Here is a 22,668-nt window from a genome sequence, read left to right on the forward strand (position 1 = left end):
AAATGACAATGTTCAAGCAACTTCGTCCCGCGATCGTCATGATCGTCGCCACCACGGCCATTACCGGCCTCATCTACCCCTTCGCCATGACCGGCATCGCCCAGGCCGTATTCCCCACCCAGGCGAACGGCAGCCTGATCGAGAAGGGCGGAACCGTTGTCGGCTCGGCCCTGATCGGCCAGGCATTCACCGGTGACCAGTATTTCCACGGTCGCCCGTCGGCTGCCGGCGACGGTTACAACGCCGCCTCGTCCTCCGGCTCCAACCTCGGCCCCACCAGCGCCAAGCTGATCGACCGGGTGAAGACGGACTACGAAGCCGCAAAGGCCACCAACCCGAGCGCGGACGTGCCGATCGACCTCGTCACCGCATCCGGCAGCGGCCTCGACCCGCATGTCTCGCCGGAAGCCGCATACTTCCAGGTACCGCGCGTCGCCAAGGCCCGCAACATGGACGAGGCAGCGGTCCGCGCGCTCGTTGAGGGCCACGTCGAAGGCCGTGAACTCGGGTTCCTCGGCGAACCTGTGGTCAACGTGCTGGCGTTGAATATGGCGCTTGATGCTCCTATGAGTCGGTGAAGTAGCGAGCTGCGTCGCCCCCTCATCCGACCCTTCGGGCCACCTTCTCCCCGCTGGGGAGAAGAAAGTTATGCTGCGACGTCTCCGGTCCTCCTCTCCCCTCGGGGAGAGGGTGGCCGAGCGAAGCGGAGGCTGGGTGAGGGGGTGTCCCCCACCGACACGAAAGACCAAACCGCATGCCCGACGACAGTCGCGAGAGTGAGAACAGACCTTCGCCGGATGCGCTTCTGGAGCATGCCGAGCGTGAGGCGCGCGGGCGGCTGAAGATTTTCCTGGGTGCGGCCCCCGGCGTCGGCAAGACCTACGAGATGCTGATGTCCGGCCGCGCCCGCAGGGCGGACGGTCTCGACGTGGTGATCGGTGTGGTCGAAACCCACGGCCGCCAGGAAACCGAGGCCCTGGTCGAGGGCTTCGAGATCGTGCCGCGCAAGGCGATCGACTATCGCGGCCAGCAGCTCGATGAAATGGACCTCGACGCTATTCTCGCGCGCCGCCCGGCTCTGGTCCTGGTCGACGAACTCGCCCATACCAATGCCGCCGGCAGCCGCCATCCGAAGCGTTACATGGATGTGCAGGAAATCCTCTCGCAGGGTATCGACGTCTATTCGACGCTCAACATCCAGCATGTCGAGAGCCTGAACGACGTGGTGGCACAGATCACCCGTGTCCGGGTACGTGAGACGGTGCCGGACAGCATCATCGACCGGGCCGACGACGTCGAGATCATCGACATCACCCCCGACGACCTCATCAAGCGGCTGAACGACGGCAAGGTCTATGTGCCGACCACGGCGCGGCGTGCCATCGAGAACTACTTTTCCCCCGGCAATCTGACGGCGCTGCGCGAACTGGCGCTCCGCCGCACCGCCCAGCGGGTTGACGAGCAGCTTTTGAACCATATGCAGGCGCATGCCATTTCCGGCCCCTGGGCGGCCGGCGATCGGGTGCTCGTCTGCCTCGACCACGGCAGGAACGGTGCGAGCCTGGTGCGGTACGCGCGCCGCCAGGCCGATCGCCTGCGGGCGCCATGGGCTGCATTGCATCTCGAAACGCCGCAATCGGTCAATCTGCCCGAACAGGACAAGGACCGGCTGGCGGCCAACATGAGGCTGGCCGAACAGCTCGGCGGCGAGACCGTGACGCTGCCTGCGCTGCAGCCGTCGCGCGAGATCATCGCCTATGCCAACGCCAACAACTTCACCCATATCGTCGTCGGACGCCCGGCCAGACCGCGTTGGCGGCAGATCTTGCAGGGGTCGGTCACTTATGACCTGATCCGCTATGCGGGTGATATCAGCGTCCATGTCATCTCCGGCGACTCCAAGGAAGGCGAACCGAAACGCGGCCTGAAGGCGGCGCAGCTGCCCAAGACCTTCCGTTTCAAGCCTTACGTCAAAAGTACGATCTTTGTGGCTCTTGCGATCATCGCCGGTGCTGCGCTCGACCAGACGCTCGACGTCCGCAACCTTGCCCTCGTTTTCCTGATGGCGGTGCTGGCGGCAGCGGTGCGCGGCGGGCTGGGACCTGGCCTGTTCGCCTCCGTGGCTGGCGCGCTCTCCTTCAATTTCTTTTTTCTCGAGCCGCGCTACACGTTTACGGTCCGGGACCCGGAAAGCCTGGTGGCGCTGTTCTTTTATCTTGGCGTCGCGGTCGTCGCTTCCAACCTGACGGCGGCCGTCCAGCGCCAGGCTGCTGCCGCCCGTCAAAGAGCCCGCACCACCGAAGACCTTTACCTCTTCTCGAAAAAGCTCGCCGGCACCGGCACGCTGGACGATGTGCTCTGGGCGACCGCCTTCCAGATCGCCTCGATGCTGAAGGTCCGGGTGGTCATCCTGCTACCGGAAAACGGCTCGATCGCCGTCAAGGCCGGTTACCCGCCGGACGACACGCTGGTCGATGCCGATATCGCCGCCGCCAAATGGGCCTGGGAGCACAATCGCCCGGCCGGCCGCGCCGCCGATACGCTGCCGGGCGCAAAACGCCTCTACCTGCCGATGCGCACCGGCCGCGAGGCGGTCGGCGTCATCGGCCTCGACAACGACAAGCAGGGACCGCTGCTGACACCCGAACAGCAGCGGCTGTTCGATGCGCTGGCCGACCAGGCGGCGCTGGCGATCGAGCGCATCCAACTCGTCTCCGACGTCGACAAGGCCCAGCTCGCCGCCGAGACCGACCGCCTGCGCACCGCGCTGCTGACTTCGATCTCGCACGACCTGAAGACGCCGCTCGCCGCGATCATGGGCTCCGCCGGCACGCTCAAGGATTTCGGCGCCGATATTCCCGAAGAGGCCCGCGCCGAACTGCTGACCAGCGTCGTCGACGAGTCGGAGCGGCTGAACCGCTTCATTTCCAACCTGCTCGACATGACCCGTATCGGCTCCGGCGCCATGGAGCCGAACTACGCCTTCCATTTCGCCGGCGATATCGTCGGCACGGCCTTGAGCCGGGCCGCGAAGATCGCCTCCGGGCACAGGCTCAGCGTCAACATTCCGGCCGACATGCCGATGCTCAAGGTCGATCCCGTCCTGTTCGAACAGGTCCTGTTCAACCTGATCGACAATGCCGCCAAGTATGCTCCCGACGAGACCGTCATCGACATTCGAGGCTGGCAGGACGGCGATTCAGTTCTTATCTCGGTGATGGATGAAGGACCGGGCATCCCGCGCGACGATCTGGAGCGCATCTTCGACAGTTTCTACCGCGTTCGGAAAGGTGACCATGTGCGGGCCGGCACCGGGCTTGGCCTTTCCATATGCCGCGGCTTCATCGAGGCCATGGGCGGCACGATCAGGGCTGCCAACCGCTCCGATCGTGCCGGTGCGATCTTTACGATCCGCATGCCGGTGCCGGCCGAAATGCCCATTCTGGGAGAACAGGAATGACCAATACCGCGGTGCGCGTCCTGATCGTCGATGACGAGCCCCCGATCCGCAAGCTCTTGCGCGTCGGCCTCTCCACCCAGGGCTATGCCGTCAGCGAGGCGATGAATGCCAAGGTCGCGATCGATCTCGTCAAGTCCGAGAAGCCGGACCTGATCATCCTCGATCTCGGCCTGCCGGATATGGCCGGCCACGATCTGCTCGCCAGATGGCGCGGCGAGGGGCTGGATCTGCCGATCGTCATCCTGTCGAGCCGCACCGATGAGGCGGGCATCGTCAAGGCGCTCGAACTCGGCGCCGACGACTATGTGACGAAACCCTTCGGCATGAACGAACTCGTCGCCCGCATCCGCGTGGCGCTTCGCCACCGGCTCCAGACCCAGGGCGAAAAGCCGATCTTCCAGACCGGCGAGCTTTCGGTCGACCTCGTCAAGCGCATCGTCAAGGTGGCGGACAAGGAGGTCAAGCTGTCGCCCAAGGAATACGATATCCTGCGTATCCTGGTGCAGCATGCGGGCAAGGTCCTCACCCATCGTTTCCTTCTCGAACACGTCTGGGACGGTTTGACCGACGTGCAGTACCTGCGGGTCTACGTGCGGCAACTTCGCCAGAAGATCGAAAAGGCGCCGGACCAGCCGCAATACATCCTGACCGAAACCGGCGTCGGTTATCGGCTGCAGGAAGGCCAATAGGCCAAGACCCGATCAATGGACATGACCCATGAAACTGCGTGACTACCTCCCGCCGGAGAACATCGTGCTCGATCTGGCGCCGCCGTCCAAGGCGATCCTGATCCGGCAACTCGCCGCGCTTGCCGCCGAACGGCTGGCTCTCGATCAGGGCGAAATCGTCCGGGTGCTGACCAACCGCGAAACTCTGGGTTCGACTGGGATCGGTGCCGGCATCGCCATTCCGCATGCGAACGTGAAGGGCCTCGAGCGGAATTTCTGCCTTTTCGTGCGGCTGGCGAAGCCGGTCGATTTCGAGGCGGTGGACGACGAGCCGGTCGATCTCGTGTTCCTGCTCCTCAATCCGGAAAACCGTCCGGACCACCTGAACATCCTGTCCTGTATCGCGCGACGCGTGCGAGAGGAGGAGGTGGTTGCAGCCATTCGGCGAGCCAACGGCGTGCAGGACGTTCATTCGCAGCTTTGTCCAGCAAATCCATGATTAAAATACGGGTAAGATAATTTAGGCGAAAGTAAACGACTTCTTCCTAATGTATTTGACTGGCGGGTCGCAACTCCTGAGCCGTCCTGTTGCGTCGGTTTGGGAGAGAGAGATGACTGGTGTAATCAAAATTCTGCCCTCCAAGACGTTTGTCGCGGTTGCGTTTGCCGTTTTCGGCTTTGTGGGCCTGATTGTCTGGGGAGAATATTCCAGTTGGAAATCCCAGGTTGCTTACATCGAGGCGGAGCTGATCCATACGGCCAAGGCGCTGGTGCAGCATGCCGACGATACGATCGACATGGCGAAGTTTCCGCTGGCGGCCGTGGTCACCGAGATGGAGGAGGAACGCGATGAGCCTAACATGGCTGCAAAGATCACAGGGTTGATAAAGCGCCAGATTGACACGACCCCCTGGCTCGACGCTCTCTCCGTTTTCGATGCCGATGGACGGATGATTATAACATCGTCGTCGATCGACGCCAGCGGTATCGATTTTTCGGATACAGAATATTTCGTATTCCACCAATCCTCCGACACGCTGGAGCCCGTTTTGGGCAGGCCGTTGAAGAGCAAGTTATCCGGCCAGTGGATATTGCCCGTCACGCAAAGGATCAGCAATCCGGACGGGAGTTTCGGCGGAGTTGCGCTTGCGACCTTCATCCTCACCGACCTGACCGATTTCTTTCAGGGCTTCGGCCTGGGCAGCGAAGGCTCGTTCCTGTTGGTTCGCCGCGACGGCGTCGTGCTGGCACGCGCGCCATTCCTCCAGACACTGCTGGGATCGAGCGTCTCCACCTACGATCTCTTCACGACCCACCTTCGCCAACGACATTCCGGTTCCTATCACTACGTCTCACCGATAGACGACACGCAGCGCATCGGCGGCTTTTATCAGAGCGAGCACAGCGGCATGGTCGGGCTTGCCTCCGCCTCCAAGTCCGAAGCGCTGGCGACCTGGATGAGAGGCGCGCGGATACGCTGGGCGTCCTACTTTATCCTGGTGACGATCACCGGTTTCCTGGTTTGGCGTTGGCGACGCCAGATCATGTTGCGGCAGGCGAGCGAAGCGCTTCTGGTGGCGCGCGAAGCCGAATTCCGGCTACTGGCGGAAGGCTCCGGCGACCTGATCCAGCGCTTCAACGGCCATGGGATCAGGGAATATCTCTCGCCATCCGTCCGGGAGATATTCGGCGTCGACGCCGAGGCGATGCTCGGCACCCATCTCCTTGAGAATCTGCATGAGGACGATCACGACGTCGTCAGCCAGGTCATGGACCGCCTGCGGAAAGGATCGACCAGGGAAAACATGATCGTCCGTCGCAAACGGGCCGACGGCAAGCAGATATGGCTCGAAACCACGCTGAACAGGCTGCCTGGGGGTACGGGCGGCACCGATATCCGCATCGTTGCCGTCGCACGCGACGTCACGCGCCAGAAGAGCATCCAGGAGGAGCTGGACGCGCTCGCCAATACTGACGAGCTCACCCAGCTCGCCAATCGCCGCTCCTTCAATATCCATTTCGAAGAAATGGTGCTGCAGGCCGCACAGAAGCTCACACCGCTTTCCATTCTGATGATCGACGCCGACCGCTTCAAGTTCTTCAACGACACCTATGGCCACGCCTCCGGTGATGAATGCCTGCGTGCGCTCGCGAATGTAGTGCGCGGTTCGATCCGCCGGTCGAAGGATCTCGCCGCCCGTTATGGCGGCGAGGAAATCGCCGTCCTCCTGCCGGATACGGATGGCGCCGGCGCGTTGAAGGCGGCGGAAAATATCCGCCTGCGTGTCGCCGGTCTTCGATTGCCGCATGAGAAGAATCTTCCCTGGGGTCATGTGACGATCAGCATCGGTACCGCGACCTTCTATCCCGCTGTGGGCGCCAAGCTGACGACTGCGGAACTGTTCGAGCGCGCCGACCATGCGCTTTACCGGGCGAAGAACAACGGTCGCAATCAGGTCGCGGCTGGCGGGGACGAGGCGATGAGGTCAACCGTCCGGTCGGAAATCAAGTCCGTCTGACCGCATGCCGCGGTCACGGCAGCGTTACATCCTTGATAAATGCCAGATTTCGCGCTTGACGCCGGCCCGGAGGGGAATACTAAGAAACATCCCCGCCGACGGCCGTTTGACCGCCGAACATCCATCCCCATCGTGTTCGCCGCGCGGCGTTCCCAGGTGAATCCATGACAAATCCAAGCTCCAACCGGGCGCTCGTCATTGCGGCCGTCATGGCAAGCATGGCGATGATCGCAATCGAGGCGACCATCGTTTCGACGGCCATGCCGCAGATCGCCGCCCAACTCGGACAGCTGAACCTCTATAGCTGGGTGTTCTCCTCCTTCCTGCTGGCGCAGACGGCAATGACCGTGGTGTTCGGCAAGCTCTCCGATATCTACGGCCGCAAGCCGATCATCCTGTTCGGCACGGCGGTCTTCCTGATCGCCTCCGTTCTCGCCGGTTTCGCCTGGTCGATGCCGTCGATGATCGCCTTCCGGCTGTTGCAGGGCATCGGTGCCGGCGCGATCCAGCCGGTCATCATGACCGTCGTCGGCGATCTATATCCGGGGGCGGAACGTGGCAAGGTCCAGGGATATCTCGCCAGCGTCTGGGCGCTTTCTGCGGTCGTCGGGCCGCTGCTCGGCAGCATCATCGTCCACAGCCTGCCCTGGGCCTGGGTGTTCTGGATCAACGTGCCGATCGGCATCATGTCGGCGGTGGCCTTCATCCTTTTCCTGCACGAAGAAAAACAGACCCGCACGGCATCGATAGACTTTGTGGGAGCGGGCCTCTTTGCCGTGGCCATTTCCGCCCTGATGATCGCGCTCACGGAAACCGAAGGCGCCACCGCCTACATGTTCGTTTCGCTGGCGATCTTCCTTGTCAGCTTCGTCCTTTTCATCTGGCAGGAACGGCGCGCCGAGGCCCCGATGGTTTCCCTCCAGCTCTGGCTGAAGCGGCCGATCGCATTCGCCAATACGGCGGTCTTTCTCGCCAGCATGGCGATCATGGGCCTGACAACCTTCCTGCCCATGTACGTGCAGACGGTGCTCAACCGTTCGCCGCTGGTTGCCGGTTTCACGCTGACCATGCTGCTGGTCGGCTGGCCGAGCGGCGGGACCTTCGCCTCGCGGATGTTCCCGCGCTTCGGATTGCGGCCGTTGATGATCGCCGGCAGCGTCTTCGTGCCGGTTGGGGCGTTTCTCCTGGTGCTGCTGACGCCGGAAAGCTCGCCCATCCAGGCCGGCGCAGGCTCGCTCCTGATGGGCTTCGGCATGGGCCTGCTCAATATCTCCGGCCTGGTGATCATCCAGGAGAATGTCGGTTGGTCCGAACGAGGCAGCGCGACCGCCTCCAACGTCTTTTCCCGCAATCTCGGAAGCACGCTCGGTGCAGCGCTTCTCGGTGCCGTGCTGAGCTACGGCCTTGCCAATTCCGTCTCGGGACCGATTACTTCCGACGAATTGCGCGATCTGTTGCAGGGGGTCGGCGGTGGGCTTGCGGCCGACTCGCCCATCCGGTTTGCGCTTCAACATGCGCTGCACATGACCTTCATCGCGATGTTCCTGATCACCGCCCTGATCGTCGTCGCCTGCCTCTGCGTTCCCGGTGTGACGAAGCGCACCGAGGCCGTGCAGGAAAGCTGAGGCTTTCGAGACGCCGCTATCGCCAGGCGGGCGGCGATTAGCGGAATTGTACCCCTGGGTCTCAGTTACCGATGCCGGCCTGTGCGACCAGGATCGGCTTGTCGCGGTAATCGCTCGGGAACAGCTTCTTGAGGTTCTCGATCTTCGGCAGGTCGTTATAGACGATATAGGGATAGGTCGGGTTCTGGGTCAGGAAGTCCTGATGGTAGGCTTCCGCCGGATAGAAGGCCTTGCCCGGCTCGATGGTCGTGGCAATCGGCGCGCGGAAGACCTTGGCCTTGTCGAGCTGGCCGATATAGGCCTTGGCGACGCGGGCCTGTTCCTCGCTCGTCGGGAAGACGGTCGAGCGGTACTGGGTGCCGGTATCCGGTCCCTGGCGGTTGAGCTGGGTCGGGTCATGGGCGACAGAGAAATAGATCTGCAGCAGATGCCCGTAGGTGACCTTCTTCGGATCGAATGTCACGCGAACCGCTTCCGCATGGCCGGTCTTGCCGTAACCGACCGTCTCGTAGACGGCGGTCTCCTTGGCGCCGCCGGCATAACCGGAGACGGCGTTCTTGACGCCCTCGACATGCTGGAACACGCCCTGGACGCCCCAGAAACAGCCGCCGGCGAAGATGGCGGTTTCGGTCGCAGCCGTGCTCGCGGCCTGGTCGATCGCGGGGGCGGGGATGGCAATTCCCTCCTCGGCCGTGGCGCTGGTGGTCGCGCCAAACGTCAGGCCGGCCAGAACCAGCGCCGTGCCGGCAAAGGCGGTGAGGGTATAGGGTGTTTTCGCTCTGTTTTTCATGGCGGTTTCCTCAACCGAAGTGAATGAAGGATAGGGTGGCGGATCAGGCCGCTACGGCACGGAATTTCATGACCGCGCCATTCATGCAGTAGCGCAGGCCGGTCGGCTTCGGTCCGTCGTCGAAGACATGGCCGAGATGGCCGCCGCAGCGGGCGCAATTGACGGCGACGCGGACCATGCCGAGCGTCGTGTCGCTCACCGTGCCGACGGCGTTGTCGAGCGGCGCCCAGAAGCTCGGCCAGCCGGTGCCGCTTTCGAATTTCGTCTCCGAGGAGAAAAGCGCCTGGTCGCAGCCGACGCAGGCGAACGTGCCCTTGCGATGCTCATTGAGGAGCGCGCTGCTGCCGGGATATTCGGTGCCTTCCTCGCGCAGGATATTGTACTGCTCCGGCGTCAAAAGCTTGCGCCACTCGTCAGCCGTATGGGTCACGGGGAAACTGTTTCCGGCCGCCGCAAACGTCGAGCGAATGCTCGCGGCCAGAGGGACTACGGCGAGTGCCAGCGCGCTGCCGGCCAAGAATATGCGTCTGTTCATCATGGCGGAACCTCCCGGTCCATAATCTGCTTTCCTGCATGATTACGGAAGAGGTGCGCGATTGGTTACACACATCGCCGGGAAACACCGAAACGTGATCTCGCGTCGAAAGCCAAGGTTCCCGAACCGGGCGAAGGCGCCGACCCGAAGGCCGGGAACCTTCGTGGATACGGCGTCAGCGCGCCGGCCATTTCCAGTTCTGGATTTCCGGCATGTCCTCGCCATGTTCGCGGACATACCGGGTGTGTTCGCCAAGCTTGCTCTTCAGCATATCGACCACGCCCGCTGCCTTTTCCTTCAGTCCCGGAACGCGCTCGATGGCCTCGATGGCGAGGTGGAACCGGTCGAGTTCGTTCAGCACCGCCATGTCGAAGGGCGTCGTAGTCGTGCCTTCCTCGATGAAGCCGCGCACATGGATGTTCTGGTGGTTGGTGCGTTTGTAGGTCAGCCGGTGGATGAGATAGGGATAGCCGTGATAGGCGAAGATCACCGGGCGGTCGGCGGTGAACAGCCGGTCGAATTCCTCGTCGGGCAGGCCGTGCGGATGCTGGTCCTGGGACTGCAGGGCGAGCAGGTCGACGACGTTGACGACACGGATCCTTAGGTCGGGGATCGCTTCACGCAACAGGGAGACTGCTGCAAGCGTCTCCAGGGTCGGCACGTCGCCGGCGCAGGCCATCACCACGTCGGGCTCGACCGCGCCGCTCTCGTTGCTTGCCCAGTCCCAGATGCCGATGCCGGCCTCGCAATGCCGGATCGCCTCGTCCATGGTCAGCCATTGCGGTTCCGGCTGCTTGCCGGCGACGATGACGTTGACCCGGCCCCAGGTCTTCAGGCAGTGATCGCCGATCCAGAGCAGCGTATTGGCATCCGGCGGCAGGTAGATGCGCACGATATCCGCCTTCTTGTTGGCGACGAGATCGACGAAGCCCGGATCCTGGTGAGAAAAGCCGTTATGGTCCTGCCGCCAGACATGCGAGGTGAGTAGGTAGTTGAGCGAGGAGACGGGCTTGCGCCACGGCAGCTCGCGCGACACTTTCAGCCACTTTGCATGCTGGTTGAACATCGAATCGACGATGTGGATGAAGGCCTCGTAGCACGAGAAGAAGCCGTGCCGGCCGGTCAGCAGATAACCTTCCAGCCAGCCCTGGCAGAGATGCTCGGAAAGCACCTCCATCACCCGGCCGTCCCGCGACAGGTGCACGTCGTAGGGCTCGATCCTTTCCATCCAGACACGGTCGGTCACCTCGAAGACATTGCCGAGCCGGTTGGACTCGGTTTCGTCCGGGCCGAAGATCCGGAAGTTGGAATTGATGTCGTTGAGCTTCATCACGTCGCGCAGATATCTGCCGAGTATCTCCGTCGTCTGGACCATGTCGGCACCTCGCGTCTTCACCGGCACCGCATAGTCGCGGATGTCGGGCACGAGGAGTTCCTTGCGCAGCAGGCCGCCATTGGCATGCGGGTTGGCCCCCATGCGGCGTTCGCCCCCGGGCGAGAGCGCTCGCAACTCATCCTTCAGCCGGCCATTGCCGTCGAAGAGGTCTTGCGGGTCGTAGCTCCGCATCCAGTCCTCGAGGATCTTGCGATGGGCGTCGTTCTCGCGGCAGCCGGAGACCGGCACCTGATGGGCGCGCCAGAAACCTTCGACCATCTTGCCGTCGACTTCCTTGGGGCCGGTCCAGCCTTTCGGGCTGCGCAGCACGATCATCGGCCAGCGCGGGCAGGCTTCGGGCGCCTTGCCCTCGCGAGCCTGGCCCTGGATCGCCCGGATGCGGTCGAAGGCAGCGTCGAATGTGGCAGCCATCTGCCGGTGCATCTTGTCCGGCTCGTGGCCCTCCACGAAGAACGGTTCATAGCCGTAGCCGCGGAAAAGATGGTCGATATCCTCGTCAGCCATGCGGCCAAGCAAAGTCGGGCTGGCGATCTTGTAACCGTTGAGATGCAGGATCGGCAGCACGGCGCCGTCGCGGGCGGGGTTCAGGAACTTGTTCGAATGCCAGCTCGCGGCAAGCGGCCCGGTCTCGGCCTCACCGTCGCCGACGACGCAGGCGACCACCAGGTCCGGATTGTCGAAGGCCGCGCCGAAGGCATGCACCAGCGCGTAGCCGAGTTCGCCGCCTTCATGGATGGAGCCGGGCGTTTCCGGCGCCGCATGGCTCGGAATGCCGCCTGGGAACGAGAACTGCCGGAACAGTTTTCGCATGCCGGCCGCATCCTCGCCGATCTCGGGGTAGATCTCGCTATAGGTGCCTTCGAGATAGGTGCTCGCGACCATGCCCGGTCCGCCATGGCCGGGGCCGCAGACATAGATCATGCTGAGATCGCGGTTGCGGATGATCCGGTTGAGGTGCGCGTAAATGAAGTTGAGGCCAGGCGTGGTGCCCCAATGGCCGAGCAGCCGTGGCTTGATATGCTCCGGCCTCAGAGGTTCTTTCAGCAGCGGATTGTCGAGCAGATAGATCTGCCCGACGGAGAGATAGTTCGCCGCCCGCCAGTAGCGGTCGATGAGCGCCAGTTCCGCGGAGCTGATTTCCGGCATGACGGGCGAGGGTGTGTTTGACTGCATCTTCTTGCTCCTTCGAGAGGGCGAGTTGATCGGAAGCATCTGTCGTGAACGGGAAAGGGTGTCCCCGACGCTGGGTCACGAAGCGGCGGGGTGATCCTTCGCGTGAAGGACGGAAAGGCATTCTTCCGCGATCATCTGTTCTTCATCCGTGGGGATGACGTGGACGGCGATGCGGCTTGCGGCGGTGCTGATCGTGAGCGCGCTCTTTTCATTGGCGGTTGCATCCAGCTCTACGCCCAGCCACAGAAGTTGTTCCGTGACGCTTTTGCGTATTTGCGGCTGGTTCTCCCCAATGCCGGCGGTGAAGACCAAGGCATCGAGGCCCCCGAGCGTGGATGCAAGCCTGCCGACCTCACCGGCGATCCTGAGCGTGAAGAGGTCGATCGCCTCCCGAGCTTCCCTGCCGCCGTCCTCGATGAGTTCGCGGGTATCCCCGCTGAAGCCTGAAACACCTAAGAGGCCGGACTTGTGATAGAGTATGTCCTCCACCTCCTCGAGCGATTTTCCGAGCGGACCCAGGAAATGCAGGAGAACGCCGGGATCAAGCCAGCCCGGCCTCGTCGCCATCGGAATGCCGTCGAGCGTCGAGAACCCCATGCTGGAATCGCGGCTCTCTCCGTGCTCGATGGCGCAGAGGCTGGCGCCGCTGCCGAGATGGGCGATGACGACTTTACCGTCGGCGATATCAGGCGCCGTCCTGGCAAGCGCGCCGGCCACGTATCGGTAGGAGAGCCCGTGGAAACCGTACCGTTTGATGCCCTGGTCATGATAGGCGCGCGGAATGGCGAGACGGCGCACGAGATCGGACTGCGTCGTATGGAAAGTGGTATCGAAGGAGCCTGTCTGGAACAGCGCCGGCCGCAGGTGCCTGACCGCCCTGATCATCCGCAGCGCCTGGGGCTGATGCAACGGCGCCAGCTCCGTCAACGACCGGACCTTGGCGATCGTCTCGGTCGTGAGTTCCACCGGGCCGTCGAAGACGTCGCCGCCATGGACGATCCGATGGCCGGCGGAGGTGACTGCATCCAGATCGAAATGCGTGCCGAGTTCCCGGAACACCTCGTCCATCAGCTCGGCAAGATCGTCGCCGGCCTCGCCCTTGAGCGGCAGCTCGAATTGCTCCGGGCCTTCCTTCAGATGCAGCGTCAGCGGATAGGTGCCGAAGTCGACGACTGCCTTGCCGATCCGCTCCGGCCTGTTGCCGTCCACCTTGAATATGCCGATCTTCACCGTCGAAGAGCCGGCGTTGAACGTCAGGAGAAGGTTGTCCGTCATCGAGGCATCCTTGCGTCAAGTCGTTTCGCAGCAGCGAGCTTCGCAAGAGCGGCCGACGTGGTTCGAACCTTGGCCAGGTCTGCATGGCTTGTCAGTATGATAGGAACCTCGGCGCCGAGGACCAGTCCTGCTGTATCGGTACGGGCGAAATAAATGAGCGTCCGCGGCGAAATCGCTTGGTGGATGATGGCCTCGTAACGGCCGTGATGTCTGAGCATGATATCCACGGGATTGACCTGGTTCCTCTCGCTGGGCGCATCAGGGGGCGCTCACGATCTGTGTGGCCCGGAACGGAGCCGCTTTCCTTGACGCAGCTCAATGTGCCGGCGCCGCGATCCGTGGACTATCGAGCCGGTGCCGTTCAACATGAGGTGCAGCAGATGATGACGGAAGATCAGGGCGCGACGGCAGTCTTTCTGGCCAACCCGGCATCCTATGGGCTCGCAGGCTCCGTCGAGCGGATGGAGACGCATATCTCCATGATTTTCCTCGTTGGCGATCGGGTCTACAAGCTGAAGAAGGCGCTGAAACTTCCCTATCTCGATTTCTCGACGGCCGCGATCCGAGAGGATGCCTGCCGCAAGGAGGTCGCGCTGAACAGCGAGACCGCGCCCGGTCTCTATATCGGCGTGCGGCGCATCACCCGCTCGGACGCCGGTACTTTGGAGTTCGACGGCGACGGGCCGCTGGTCGATGCCGTCGTCGAGATGAGCCGGTTCGAACAGGGCCAACTCTTCGACCAAATGGCGGCTGCGGGCCGGCTGACGCCGGAGTTGATGACGCAGACCGCCAGGATGATCGCATTTTACCACCGCCGGGCACCGGTTGTCTCGAAGGGAGGCGGGGCAGCCAATATCGAAGCCGTTCTCGATATCAACGATGCCGGGTTTGCTACCAGCCATGTCTTCGGCCCGGCGGAGCTTGCCAAGGTTGGCGAGAGCTTTCGTTCCCGGCTCGTGCAACACGGCGAACTTCTCGACCGGCGGGCGCGGGCGGGCAAGGTCCGCCGTTGCCACGGCGATCTTCATTTGCGCAATATCTGCCTGCTGGACGGCAAGCCTTGCCTGTTCGACTGCATCGAATTCAATCTCGGCATCGCCACCGTCGATGTCCTCTACGACCTCGCCTTCCTGCTGATGGATCTCTGGCATCGCGGTTTCCCCGACCTCGCCAATCTGGTGATGAACCGGTACTTCGATGAAACCGATGACGAGGACGGGTTCTGCCTCCTGCCGTTCCTGATGGCGATCAGGGCGGCGGTCCGCGCGCATGTGACGGCGATGCAGGCAGAAGAACCTGGCCAGGACGCCGCCGGGCTGGCGCGGGAGGCAAGGTCCTATTTCGATCTCGCCCATGTTCTCCTGAGGGTGGTGCCGCCGCGCCTCATCGCGATCGGCGGCCTCAGCGGTTCCGGCAAGACGACGGTCGCGGATCATCTGGCAGCGAAGCTAGGCGCCCCTCCGGGCGCCAGGATCGTCGAAAGCGACCGAATCCGCAAAGCCCTGCATGGTGTTTCGGCCGAGACGAGACTTCCGGTCTCCGCCTATCAGCCCGATGTTTCGGAAAAGGTCTATCGCGAGATGGAAAGGCATGCGGAGCTGATCCTTGCCCAGGGCGGGTCGGTCGTTGCCGATGCTGTTTTCGACGACCCGGTCAACCGGCACCTCATTGAGGATGCTGCCGCGAGGACCGGGGCAGGCTGCCGGGGTATCTGGCTCGAGGCCGATCCGGAACTGCTCCTGCAGCGGGTCCGGGAGCGGGCGGGCGGCCCGTCGGATGCCACCACGGACGTGCTTTCCGGTCAACTGGCCCGCAAACCCACCAATATAACCTGGCGGAAACTCGATGCATCGAAAGCGCCTGAGGCGATCTCCGCCGCGATCCTGCAGGATTGAGAACCGATGGTTTTCGTTGATCCAGCGCAAGCGAGGACAGATGGGATCGGCCCCGCGCCCGTTGACGCGCGTCAATGTCGCTGGCGGTGACGACGCTAAAACTTGAGGTCTTGGGAGCCGGCCCGACATGACTTACGGGCCTTCTGGCGGAGAGAGGATATGGAGACGGATTACGACGTGGGTGTCCTGGACGCGGCGGATGTCTACCGCGCGTTCGCGGTCGTCCAGCTTGTGATGTCAGGCCTGGATCTGCAGACGTGGGAACGGCTGACCGCCTCGGCCTCGTTGCGTCGCAATTGGCTGGCCGTTACCGACGCACGGGGATATGTCCGCGGCCTTTGCCACGTCTTTGCCCGTGAGCATCCGGTCTACGGACGCCAGCTCGAAATACCGGTTTTTGCATCCATCGGCCTCGCCGATAACCAGGGTGTCGCGAAACGTCTTTTCGATTTCGCCAAGCTGCGCGCAAAACTGGACGGGTGCGAAAAGGTCCATTTCTGGTCCTCCGCATCGAAGGATTGTTGTAGCCTTGACACACTCCGGGAAGCGGCCCCCTGGGACGATGGATTGATCTATGATCTGGGCACCGACCGCGGCACCGTTCACTGACGGGGCTTGCGGTTAAGGGTGCCAAAGGGGCTCGCAAGGTCCGGAAGCGATAGACCGCCTCGCAATAGGCGCATCCGGTCTCAACCCGGATCAGCCGAGGTCGGCCGCCGTCAGCGTATAGGTAGTGCCCCGATTGGGACGATAGGCCTTCATTGCCGCATCCTGGATACTGGACCGGGCGGCATCGAAAGCCCTTAAGTAATCGGCCTCGGACATGCCTGTCGCAGTGCTATGGGCGAGTGCCTTGGCTTCCACGAAAAACCTGACCTCGAACATGCCGTCATAACCCAGGAAACGAACGACCTTGCGCGCTTCGTCGAAACTGCGGCTTCTGTTCGGAAATATCAGGGTCATGATGGTTTCAGTTCGAGATGGAAGGCATTTCCTTTGGAAACGGCATTCCGGGGTTTCTGGTGATGCGTATTGCCGTGTCAGAACAGATCGCGAAGCAGGATGTAGAGAATGAATGCCATGGATATCCCCGGCACGGCCATGCGGAACAGGCTACCGTAGCCTGCCCGGTGTAATTGCGGGCCTGTCTGGGAAGAAGGTTGGATTCGCCTGATGGAAGACATGTTGTCCTCCTCCTTGGGGCCAGGGCTCGCGCCCTTGATCGCAGCGCCCGTTCTGAATCTGCTACCTGCGCTCAATATGGGTCGAACGCGGACAAATACAAGGGGAGGTCTCTCCGCTCCTCAAGAGTTGAGAGATCCGGCGCAGCCGCATTTCATGTGATCCGGCTGCCTGTTATTGGGCGGCGTAGCGGTGTCGGCTACTTGTTCTTCAGAAGCCACATCTTGCCGGCCATGGTGATCCCATGGGCGGATTCCTCCGCCGGAACATCCTCGTTGAGGATGCGCAGAAGGCCGTATTCCCGCAGTTCATTCAAGGTCGTGGTGGTCAGGAACTTGATCTTCTGGGGCCGTTCCTTGAACCGGTCGTTCCGCGCATAGGTCACAACCGCATTCAGGTGGGTCCATTTCTTGGCTTCCTGCGGAAACAGATCACCGTCCTTGGCGAGCTTCAGGCCCCTGATCTGGGTCGGCGTCAGCTCGACGGTCAGCGCGTGCGCCGCAGGCGTCGGGGCGGCGGTTGTTTTGGTGTTCTCGGTCGTGTTCAATGTTCGGTCCTTGATCGGTACGGAGGTAGTCTTTGTGCATTCGCTGCGCAGGCGGAGGTCCCAGCCTGGCAGATTACATCGGTTAAGAAGTCTTTCTCGCCTTGGCGGCGTCGCGAAACGACAGGAGCCTTTTGCTCTTTTCGTCCCAGAGTACGAGCTTGACGCATTGGATGCTCTGCCAAAGCGTTATGCGGCCGATGCCGGCAAGTTCGGGATGATCGCGCAGCACCTCGGGCAGCCGGTAATAGGGGATCCGGCTCGACAGGTGATGGACGTGGTGGATGCCGATATTGCCGGTCAGCCAGCGCAACGCCAGCGGCAGATCGTAGTGGGACGCGCCGTGAAGGGCGGCCTCCGGAAACTGCCATTCCTCGGTCTTCGACCAATGGGTTTCCTCGAACTGATGCTGGACGTAGAAGAGCCAGACGCCGGCGGCCCCCGCGATCAGCACGATCGGCAGATGGACCAGCAGGAAGGGCACGAGCCCGATCGCCCAAATCATCAGTGCCGCCAGAACGGCGACCGCGAGATTGGTCGCCATCGTCGAAATCCAGGGCAGGGAGCCCGATTTCATCATTCCGAACGGCAGGCGCTGCTTGAAGAGGAAAAGCCAGGCGGGTCCGATGCCGAACATCACCAGCGGGTGGCGATAAAGCCGGTAGGCAAGCCGGCGCGACCAGGGCAGAGCCTGATATTCGTCGATCGTCAGCGTGGTGATGTCTCCGATGCCGCGCTCGTCGAGGTTACCGGCCGAGGCGTGATGGGCGGCATGCGCCCGGCGCCAGTAATCGTAAGGCGTCAGGGTCAGCACCCCGAGCACTCGTCCGGTCCAATTGTCGAGGCGCCGGCGCGCGAAGAACGAGCCGTGGCCGCAGTCGTGCTGGATCATGAACAGCCGCAAGAGAAAGGCCGCGGCCGGAAGGACGAGGATCAGCCCGATCGGGTAGCCGAGGAATACAGAAACATAAGCTGCAGCCGAGAAGGCTGCAAACGGCAGCACCGTGACGAGCAGCTCGAAGGTGCTGCGTCCGAAACGCGGCTGCCGGTATTTCGAAAGAATCTTGAGCCAGGCGCCGATATCGTCTTCGGCAACGGGCGCAATCGCATGGGCTGTGGCGTTCATGGATATCGATCCACCTTTTTGGCCTCGGCATGCGGCGCGCCCGAAGCGGGATGTGCCTGCACGTCTCAGGCACATGCCTCAAATATCAGCCCTGACGGGCCTTGCGTGCAGCGTAACGACGATCGCGCTCCGCCTTGCGGGCGGCTTCATCGGCGATGACCCGGGCAACCCGGTCGTTGGTTTCCGCTTGCCGGGCCTCGGCATCGGCCTTTTCATCGGCTTCCGCAGCGGCGGCCAATGCGGCGGCTTCCTGGAGTTGGCGCTCGTTCTCGGCAGCCTTCTGGGCCTCGCGCTCGGCGCGGCGGGCTTCCCTCGCGGCCGCAATGGCTTCGCGCTCGGCACGGCGTTCCTGCATGGCAGGATCTGTCGGCTTAGGTGCGGTCGCAAACTTTGCCAAAAGCTCGCGTTTAGCATCCGCTGCGGTCTTGCGGCGCTCGGCAAAGCTGTTGTCGTTCGGGTGTCTCAATGTATCGTCCTTGTCAGATTTGAACTTGTCAGATTTGAAATTTTGTGGCCGAGACCAATATCGCGCTTAACGGGAGGCCATGCAGATATTCGCGTCAGCCAGACGCCTCAACGGAAAAAGGCCAGACATACGCCTGGCCTTCACATATCTTTTGCCGCCATGCCAGTACGTCCGTGGTCATGGGAGGCTAAAGTTTTAGGCAGCCTGGAGCTGGCCTGCGGACATCTTGCCCGACTTGCGGTCACGCTCGAGTTCAAAGCCAAGCTTCTGGCCTTCAACGATCGAGCTCATGCCAGCGCGTTCGACGGCAGAGATGTGAACGAAGACGTCGGCGCTGCCGTCGTCAGGCTGAATGAAGCCGAAGCCCTTGGTGGCATTGAACCATTTAACTGTGCCAGTGGCCATAACGAACCCTTTCATAGCAACATTGATAAGCCGCCGGGCGACGCACGGCGGGTGTTTCGACTTTTGAGAGGGAAAGTTCGTCAAGAAGCGCAAAGCGCAGCAAAAACAAAGATCGGCAAACAAAGTATCGATGTCCTCTACCTACCGTATCGGGATTGAAGTGTCAACTTTTTGTTTTGAAAATCGCGAAATATGCAACCAGTAGTGGTTTTTGTGGCGGGTGAACGAATATCAGCGGTACCCGCATCAAGGTCTCGCCGGTGGGCGGCCGGCAGCTTGAAGATCTAGGTGGAAGCCGGTATTTCTTCGGTCGTCACTTCGAAATACGACAGGACAGCCGGGCCGAAGGCGGTTGAAAGCGCCACGTCCGTGGCGTCCCGCCCTGTCGCCATCAGGATGCGCCCGATGCGCGGTTTGTTATGGCGGGCGTCGACCGTATTCCAGCGACCGCCGAGATAGACCTGGAACCAGGCGCTGAAATCCATCGGATTGACATCCACCGGGACGCCGATATCGCCGAGATAGCCGGTGCAGTAACGCGCCGGGATGTTCATGCAGCGGCAAAGCGTGATGGCGAGATGCGCGAAATCGCGGCAGACGCCCGTGCGATCGGTAAATCCTCCGAAAGCTGTCCGAAGCGGATCCGCGTTCTGATAGTTGAAGGTGATGTGGTTGTGGGCAAAGTCGAGGATCGCCTGCACCCGCGGCCAGCCGAGAGGGGTCGAGGAGAATGTCTTCCAGGCGAAATCCGCCAGGCGGTCGGTGTCGCAGTAGCGGCTGCCGAGCAGGAAGACCAGCACGTCGTCCGGCAGGTCCTTGATGTCGTGCTGGAAGGCGTTCTGCGGCACGGGGTCGGGCATGCCGTCGTCGTAGATTTCGAATTCCGTCGAGATCGTCGTCAGCCCGGGCGGCGCGACGATCCGGCTGCAGGCGTTTCCGAAGCTGTCGAGATAGCTCCAGGCCTCGATCGGCCGGTCGAAGCTCAGTACCTGATCGCTCAAAAGGTCCGCCCGACGCGAGGGATGGATATTGAGGACCAGCAGCATGGCCGTATCGTGCTGGCATTCATACCCTATGCGAAACCCTGCGCGTATCTTCATGATCGTATCCCTATATGGAGAAACTCTGGCTGGAATGGCAGTTCAGCGGCAACGCTCGAATAATCCGGGTGTTCCGGTTATCCGTGGAGTTTGACGCTGTGGTCTTCGGTCGTCACGTTAACCTGCACGGACATGCTGTCGAAATCGCTGTCGTCGCCATCGTAACTTCCCGATAGCGGGACTGCCTGCCGCGGATCGCGCGCGACACCCACGCGGATCAGGTCGCGATTGCCGACGATACCGTTGGTGGGATCGAATTCCACCCAGCCGGCGCCGGGAAGATAGACCTGGCACCAGGCGTGGGTCGATCCGCCGCCGAGCGTTATCGATCCGTCGCGGTCGGGCACGTAGATATAGCCGGTGACGAAACGTGCCGCCAATCCGAGCGCCCGCGCCGCCTCCATCATCAGCAGCGCGAAATCGCGGCAGGTGCCGCGGCGCAGCTGTAGGGTTTCGAGCGGCGGTTGCGTTCCGTGTTCCGAGCGCCGGGCGTAGATGAAACCCTCGTGGAGCGCAAAACACATGGTCATCAGCAGGTGGCCGGTTTCGGTGGGGTGGCCGACCTTGATGAATTGCCGCGCCCATTTGCCGACCCGGTCCTCTGGATCGGGATAGTGGCGCAGGATCGTCCGCTCCAGATCAAAGGCTTCTTCGGGATCGTATGCGAAAGGATAGGTGAGGGCCTCTTCGTCGATCTGGAAGTCCATCGCCGCCTGAGGCGTATGGTCGAGGCGGATATTGGTTTCGAACCGCAGTTCGGATGAGGGTTTGGATATCCCGACGAGCGCGACGCAATTGCCGAAGACATCGTGAATCCAGCGGACATAATCCGGTTTTGGAAAAACGTTGAGCTGGGAACTCAGCAAGGTCTGGTCAAAACTGTCCCGCGGCCTGAACATCAGCCTGTGTTCGCCGAACTCCACCGGCCTCGTATACCGATAGGAGGTGACATGCCGGACGGAAAATATCGTCATCCAATCACCGCAAAAGCATTGAGGACGGCATGCGCTTGGCGCGGGGCGCGCCTTATCGAATCCTGCATGGATAACCGCTATAGCAGGCGCCATGCGACAGCGACAGGAAAAACCGGCCGCAGCCGGTAAAATACGATAACGCCGAACGCGGCATCGGAACGCCGGATCGGCGCTGTCTCACTGGTCCCGGCGCTGCAGCGGATAATCGCCGGCGTCGTAGAGCCTCTGTATCTGCGTGCTGTCGAAACGGGCTTCTTCGACCTCGAGAATGGACCCGCGCAATAGGGATGCAGGCATCACCTCGATTGCGAAGCGCAGAGCCTCGGCCACGGTGTCGAACCTCTTGTAGCCAAGCCTGCTCGTTCTCTTCCAGTTCTTGCACGGGTAGAGCCCCGCGCCGGCATTGTAGTTGAAGGCGGCCATGGTGGTGTCCTTGTGGTCGAGGATAGGTGCGAGGGGATGGTCCGAACGAGCGGCCTCGTCGGAGCGGTCCCGTGTCAGGCCGGCTGCAATTGCGACGCGCGCCTCTGGAGGCGTTCCTGCTTCTGGGCGAGCTTGAGTTCGCGGCTTCTCAGGGCCTGCCTATGGCGAAATTCCTGCAGCTTGGCAGCATTGGAGCCTTCTTCTGCATCGGGTTTGCGAAACAGATTCTGGGCGGTATTGCGGACGGTATCGATCATTGATGTAACCTTAAAGGGTAGACTGCGGGACGTGACGACGGCCAACGCAAGAATTCTCCAGCCGACAGGGCGGAGTTCGACGTTCGCAAAATCAAGGGTGTCGCCAAGCAACCGGCAGGGCCGGAAGGATCAGGTAGCCGAAAAGGCTGAAAACGTGAATCACATATGGCGATATAATGAGTCACTTTCAAGACTTGTCTCAAATACGGATAGGCGGCGCTTGCCATCGGCGGAAATGAGGCCCATCGTGGATGGTCGGCTGCAACTGGTAAGGGCGCAGCCGCCTGAGGGACCCGAGCCCTAGCCCCGACGAAAAAGGAGGGGCGCGATGTCTTCACGATCCTCGCATCCGAGTTTCCAGCTTTATTTCCAGAAGATGCTGACCAACAGTCAGCCGGAGGCTGAACAAGCCGCAGAAAACTGCCCGGACGGCCCGGCCCTGCGTGCCATCTTCCGGGATATGCTGATCCGGGGGCTACCGCTGGCGGGTTCGGAGATTTGGCTTGACGGCATCCGTGCCACCCGTGTTCCGAAAAAGCGCCCCGGCTCCAACTAGATCGGTTTCGGCCTTCCTCGGAAAAGACAATCCGGCATGCGTCGCCACGAAAATCCAGGCGATGCGATCTTCCGCAAGGATAAAGGATAAAGACTGCGTTGGAGGCGTCGTGGCACGGCGCCTCCTTGTCGAAGCATTACTTCGGCTTCTTGCCCAAGGTAAGGCCGCTGCCGGCGAGCTTGACCTGTGCGCCTGCGGGCGCGGCCGTCACTGCGGCGGCCTTGTCTTTTTTCGGTTTGCGAGTTTCGCGGTTACTTCGTACCTGGCCTTTAGCCATTTTGTCCTCCTTGGGCGGCGAT

General features: G+C 62.0%; 24 protein-coding genes. 9 read left to right on the top strand and 15 right to left on the bottom strand.

Annotated features, from left to right (window positions below; genetic code table 11):
* Positions 1 to 8: 8 nt before the first annotated feature.
* The 6 genes from kdpC (at position 9) to LZK81_RS04050 (ending at position 8,272) form a co-directional block, all read left to right on the top strand.
* Positions 9 to 578, top strand: a complete 570-nt coding sequence (gene kdpC / locus LZK81_RS04025) for a potassium-transporting ATPase subunit KdpC (protein ID WP_233955260.1) — start codon at positions 9 to 11, stop codon at positions 576 to 578.
* A 176-nt stretch (positions 579 to 754) separates the two neighbouring features.
* Positions 755 to 3,460, top strand: coding sequence for a sensor histidine kinase (locus LZK81_RS04030; protein ID WP_233955261.1), 2,706 nt, complete (start codon positions 755 to 757; stop codon positions 3,458 to 3,460).
* Positions 3,457 to 4,149, top strand: coding sequence for a response regulator transcription factor (locus LZK81_RS04035; RefSeq protein WP_046611409.1), 693 nt, complete (start codon positions 3,457 to 3,459; stop codon positions 4,147 to 4,149). The genes LZK81_RS04030 and LZK81_RS04035 overlap by 4 nt, the downstream gene beginning before the upstream one ends.
* Before the next feature lie 28 nt (positions 4,150 to 4,177).
* Positions 4,178 to 4,627, top strand: a complete 450-nt coding sequence (locus LZK81_RS04040) for a PTS sugar transporter subunit IIA (protein ID WP_046603314.1) — start codon at positions 4,178 to 4,180, stop codon at positions 4,625 to 4,627.
* Positions 4,628 to 4,739: 112 nt separating this feature from the next.
* Positions 4,740 to 6,647, top strand: coding sequence for a sensor domain-containing diguanylate cyclase (locus tag LZK81_RS04045; RefSeq protein ID WP_233955262.1), 1,908 nt, complete (start codon positions 4,740 to 4,742; stop codon positions 6,645 to 6,647).
* Positions 6,648 to 6,811: 164 nt separating this feature from the next.
* On the top strand, positions 6,812 to 8,272 hold the full coding sequence (locus tag LZK81_RS04050; protein WP_046624960.1) for an MDR family MFS transporter: 1,461 nt from the start codon (positions 6,812 to 6,814) through the stop codon (positions 8,270 to 8,272).
* 61 nt (positions 8,273 to 8,333) lie between these two features.
* Here the strand turns inward: LZK81_RS04050 and msrA are convergent, their stop codons facing one another.
* From msrA to LZK81_RS04070, 4 genes are all read right to left on the bottom strand, one after another.
* Positions 8,334 to 9,062, bottom strand: coding sequence for a peptide-methionine (S)-S-oxide reductase MsrA (gene msrA, locus LZK81_RS04055; RefSeq protein WP_233955263.1), 729 nt, complete (start codon positions 9,060 to 9,062; stop codon positions 8,334 to 8,336).
* A 43-nt stretch (positions 9,063 to 9,105) separates the two neighbouring features.
* Positions 9,106 to 9,600, bottom strand: coding sequence for a peptide-methionine (R)-S-oxide reductase MsrB (gene msrB, locus LZK81_RS04060; RefSeq protein WP_233955264.1), 495 nt, complete (start codon positions 9,598 to 9,600; stop codon positions 9,106 to 9,108).
* 172 nt (positions 9,601 to 9,772) lie between these two features.
* Positions 9,773 to 12,166: a phosphoketolase gene (locus LZK81_RS04065; RefSeq protein ID WP_233955265.1), complete on the bottom strand. Its 2,394-nt coding sequence runs from the start codon at positions 12,164 to 12,166 to the stop codon at positions 9,773 to 9,775.
* Positions 12,167 to 12,241: 75 nt separating this feature from the next.
* Positions 12,242 to 13,441 (bottom strand): acetate/propionate family kinase, encoded by a 1,200-nt coding sequence (locus tag LZK81_RS04070; RefSeq protein ID WP_233955267.1) that lies wholly within the window; start codon positions 13,439 to 13,441, stop codon positions 12,242 to 12,244.
* Between the two features lie 380 nt (positions 13,442 to 13,821).
* Between LZK81_RS04070 and LZK81_RS04075 the strand changes: the two genes are divergently transcribed.
* Together LZK81_RS04075 and LZK81_RS04080 are read left to right on the top strand one after the other, a co-directional pair.
* Entirely contained in the window at positions 13,822 to 15,336 is a 1,515-nt protein-coding gene (locus tag LZK81_RS04075) for an AAA family ATPase (protein WP_233956461.1), read from the top strand.
* Positions 15,337 to 15,495: 159 nt separating this feature from the next.
* Entirely contained in the window at positions 15,496 to 15,945 is a 450-nt protein-coding gene (locus LZK81_RS04080; RefSeq protein ID WP_233955269.1) for a hypothetical protein, read from the top strand.
* 90 nt (positions 15,946 to 16,035) lie between these two features.
* On the opposite strand, the gene LZK81_RS04085 is transcribed toward LZK81_RS04080, so the two are convergent.
* The 10 genes from LZK81_RS04085 to LZK81_RS04130 all read right to left on the bottom strand — a co-directional run bounded on the left by LZK81_RS04085 (position 16,036) and on the right by LZK81_RS04130 (position 21,813).
* Positions 16,036 to 16,299, bottom strand: a complete 264-nt coding sequence (locus LZK81_RS04085) for a DUF1488 domain-containing protein (RefSeq protein ID WP_046603322.1) — start codon at positions 16,297 to 16,299, stop codon at positions 16,036 to 16,038.
* Between the two features lie 77 nt (positions 16,300 to 16,376).
* Entirely contained in the window at positions 16,377 to 16,520 is a 144-nt protein-coding gene (locus LZK81_RS04090; protein ID WP_172723969.1) for a hypothetical protein, read from the bottom strand.
* Between the two features lie 197 nt (positions 16,521 to 16,717).
* Entirely contained in the window at positions 16,718 to 17,008 is a 291-nt protein-coding gene (locus tag LZK81_RS04095) for a hypothetical protein (protein ID WP_046603538.1), read from the bottom strand.
* 139 nt (positions 17,009 to 17,147) lie between these two features.
* Positions 17,148 to 18,188, bottom strand: a complete 1,041-nt coding sequence (locus LZK81_RS04100; RefSeq protein WP_046624966.1) for a fatty acid desaturase — start codon at positions 18,186 to 18,188, stop codon at positions 17,148 to 17,150.
* A gap of 85 nt (positions 18,189 to 18,273) precedes the next feature.
* On the bottom strand, positions 18,274 to 18,654 hold the full coding sequence (locus LZK81_RS04105; RefSeq protein WP_046603324.1) for a DUF6481 family protein: 381 nt from the start codon (positions 18,652 to 18,654) through the stop codon (positions 18,274 to 18,276).
* Positions 18,655 to 18,849: 195 nt separating this feature from the next.
* Entirely contained in the window at positions 18,850 to 19,059 is a 210-nt protein-coding gene (locus LZK81_RS04110) for a cold-shock protein (RefSeq protein ID WP_037085395.1), read from the bottom strand.
* Between the two features lie 284 nt (positions 19,060 to 19,343).
* Positions 19,344 to 20,159, bottom strand: a complete 816-nt coding sequence (locus LZK81_RS04115) for a transglutaminase-like domain-containing protein (RefSeq protein ID WP_046603325.1) — start codon at positions 20,157 to 20,159, stop codon at positions 19,344 to 19,346.
* A 77-nt stretch (positions 20,160 to 20,236) separates the two neighbouring features.
* Entirely contained in the window at positions 20,237 to 21,133 is an 897-nt protein-coding gene (locus LZK81_RS04120) for a transglutaminase family protein (protein WP_046624967.1), read from the bottom strand.
* Positions 21,134 to 21,310: 177 nt separating this feature from the next.
* On the bottom strand, positions 21,311 to 21,556 hold the full coding sequence (locus LZK81_RS04125; protein WP_046603327.1) for a hypothetical protein: 246 nt from the start codon (positions 21,554 to 21,556) through the stop codon (positions 21,311 to 21,313).
* A gap of 74 nt (positions 21,557 to 21,630) precedes the next feature.
* Positions 21,631 to 21,813: a hypothetical protein gene (locus LZK81_RS04130; protein WP_046603328.1), complete on the bottom strand. Its 183-nt coding sequence runs from the start codon at positions 21,811 to 21,813 to the stop codon at positions 21,631 to 21,633.
* A gap of 328 nt (positions 21,814 to 22,141) precedes the next feature.
* On the opposite strand from LZK81_RS04130, the gene LZK81_RS04135 reads away from it, so the two are divergent.
* Complete coding sequence (locus LZK81_RS04135; protein WP_046611421.1) at positions 22,142 to 22,369, top strand: hypothetical protein; 228 nt, start codon at positions 22,142 to 22,144, stop codon at positions 22,367 to 22,369.
* 136 nt (positions 22,370 to 22,505) lie between these two features.
* Here the strand turns inward: LZK81_RS04135 and LZK81_RS04140 are convergent, their stop codons facing one another.
* Entirely contained in the window at positions 22,506 to 22,646 is a 141-nt protein-coding gene (locus tag LZK81_RS04140; RefSeq protein WP_210010739.1) for a hypothetical protein, read from the bottom strand.
* Positions 22,647 to 22,668: the final 22 nt, after the last annotated feature.

This window comes from Neorhizobium galegae (assembly GCF_021391675.1).
Taxonomy (GTDB): Bacteria; Pseudomonadota; Alphaproteobacteria; order Rhizobiales; family Rhizobiaceae; genus Neorhizobium; species Neorhizobium galegae_B.

Excerpts from the sequence above, each read along its gene's own strand:
- kdpC (WP_233955260.1), top strand. The coding sequence starts at position 9 with ATGTTCAAGCAACTTCGTCCCGCGATCGTCATGATCGTCGCCACCACG.
- LZK81_RS04030 (WP_233955261.1), top strand. The coding sequence starts at position 755 with ATGCCCGACGACAGTCGCGAGAGTGAGAACAGACCTTCGCCGGATGCG.
- LZK81_RS04035 (WP_046611409.1), top strand. The coding sequence starts at position 3,457 with ATGACCAATACCGCGGTGCGCGTCCTGATCGTCGATGACGAGCCCCCG.
- LZK81_RS04040 (WP_046603314.1), top strand. The coding sequence starts at position 4,178 with ATGAAACTGCGTGACTACCTCCCGCCGGAGAACATCGTGCTCGATCTG.
- LZK81_RS04045 (WP_233955262.1), top strand. The coding sequence starts at position 4,740 with ATGACTGGTGTAATCAAAATTCTGCCCTCCAAGACGTTTGTCGCGGTT.
- LZK81_RS04050 (WP_046624960.1), top strand. The coding sequence starts at position 6,812 with ATGACAAATCCAAGCTCCAACCGGGCGCTCGTCATTGCGGCCGTCATG.
- msrA (WP_233955263.1), bottom strand. The coding sequence starts at position 9,062 with ATGAAAAACAGAGCGAAAACACCCTATACCCTCACCGCCTTTGCCGGC.
- msrB (WP_233955264.1), bottom strand. The coding sequence starts at position 9,600 with ATGATGAACAGACGCATATTCTTGGCCGGCAGCGCGCTGGCACTCGCC.
- LZK81_RS04065 (WP_233955265.1), bottom strand. The coding sequence starts at position 12,166 with ATGCAGTCAAACACACCCTCGCCCGTCATGCCGGAAATCAGCTCCGCG.
- LZK81_RS04070 (WP_233955267.1), bottom strand. The coding sequence starts at position 13,441 with ATGACGGACAACCTTCTCCTGACGTTCAACGCCGGCTCTTCGACGGTG.
- LZK81_RS04075 (WP_233956461.1), top strand. The coding sequence starts at position 13,822 with ATGATGACGGAAGATCAGGGCGCGACGGCAGTCTTTCTGGCCAACCCG.
- LZK81_RS04080 (WP_233955269.1), top strand. The coding sequence starts at position 15,496 with ATGGAGACGGATTACGACGTGGGTGTCCTGGACGCGGCGGATGTCTAC.
- LZK81_RS04085 (WP_046603322.1), bottom strand. The coding sequence starts at position 16,299 with ATGACCCTGATATTTCCGAACAGAAGCCGCAGTTTCGACGAAGCGCGC.
- LZK81_RS04090 (WP_172723969.1), bottom strand. The coding sequence starts at position 16,520 with ATGTCTTCCATCAGGCGAATCCAACCTTCTTCCCAGACAGGCCCGCAA.
- LZK81_RS04100 (WP_046624966.1), bottom strand. The coding sequence starts at position 18,188 with ATGAACGCCACAGCCCATGCGATTGCGCCCGTTGCCGAAGACGATATC.
- LZK81_RS04110 (WP_037085395.1), bottom strand. The coding sequence starts at position 19,059 with ATGGCCACTGGCACAGTTAAATGGTTCAATGCCACCAAGGGCTTCGGC.
- LZK81_RS04115 (WP_046603325.1), bottom strand. The coding sequence starts at position 20,159 with ATGAAGATACGCGCAGGGTTTCGCATAGGGTATGAATGCCAGCACGAT.
- LZK81_RS04120 (WP_046624967.1), bottom strand. The coding sequence starts at position 21,133 with ATGACGATATTTTCCGTCCGGCATGTCACCTCCTATCGGTATACGAGG.
- LZK81_RS04125 (WP_046603327.1), bottom strand. The coding sequence starts at position 21,556 with ATGGCCGCCTTCAACTACAATGCCGGCGCGGGGCTCTACCCGTGCAAG.
- LZK81_RS04130 (WP_046603328.1), bottom strand. The coding sequence starts at position 21,813 with ATGATCGATACCGTCCGCAATACCGCCCAGAATCTGTTTCGCAAACCC.
- LZK81_RS04135 (WP_046611421.1), top strand. The coding sequence starts at position 22,142 with ATGTCTTCACGATCCTCGCATCCGAGTTTCCAGCTTTATTTCCAGAAG.
- LZK81_RS04140 (WP_210010739.1), bottom strand. The coding sequence starts at position 22,646 with ATGGCTAAAGGCCAGGTACGAAGTAACCGCGAAACTCGCAAACCGAAA.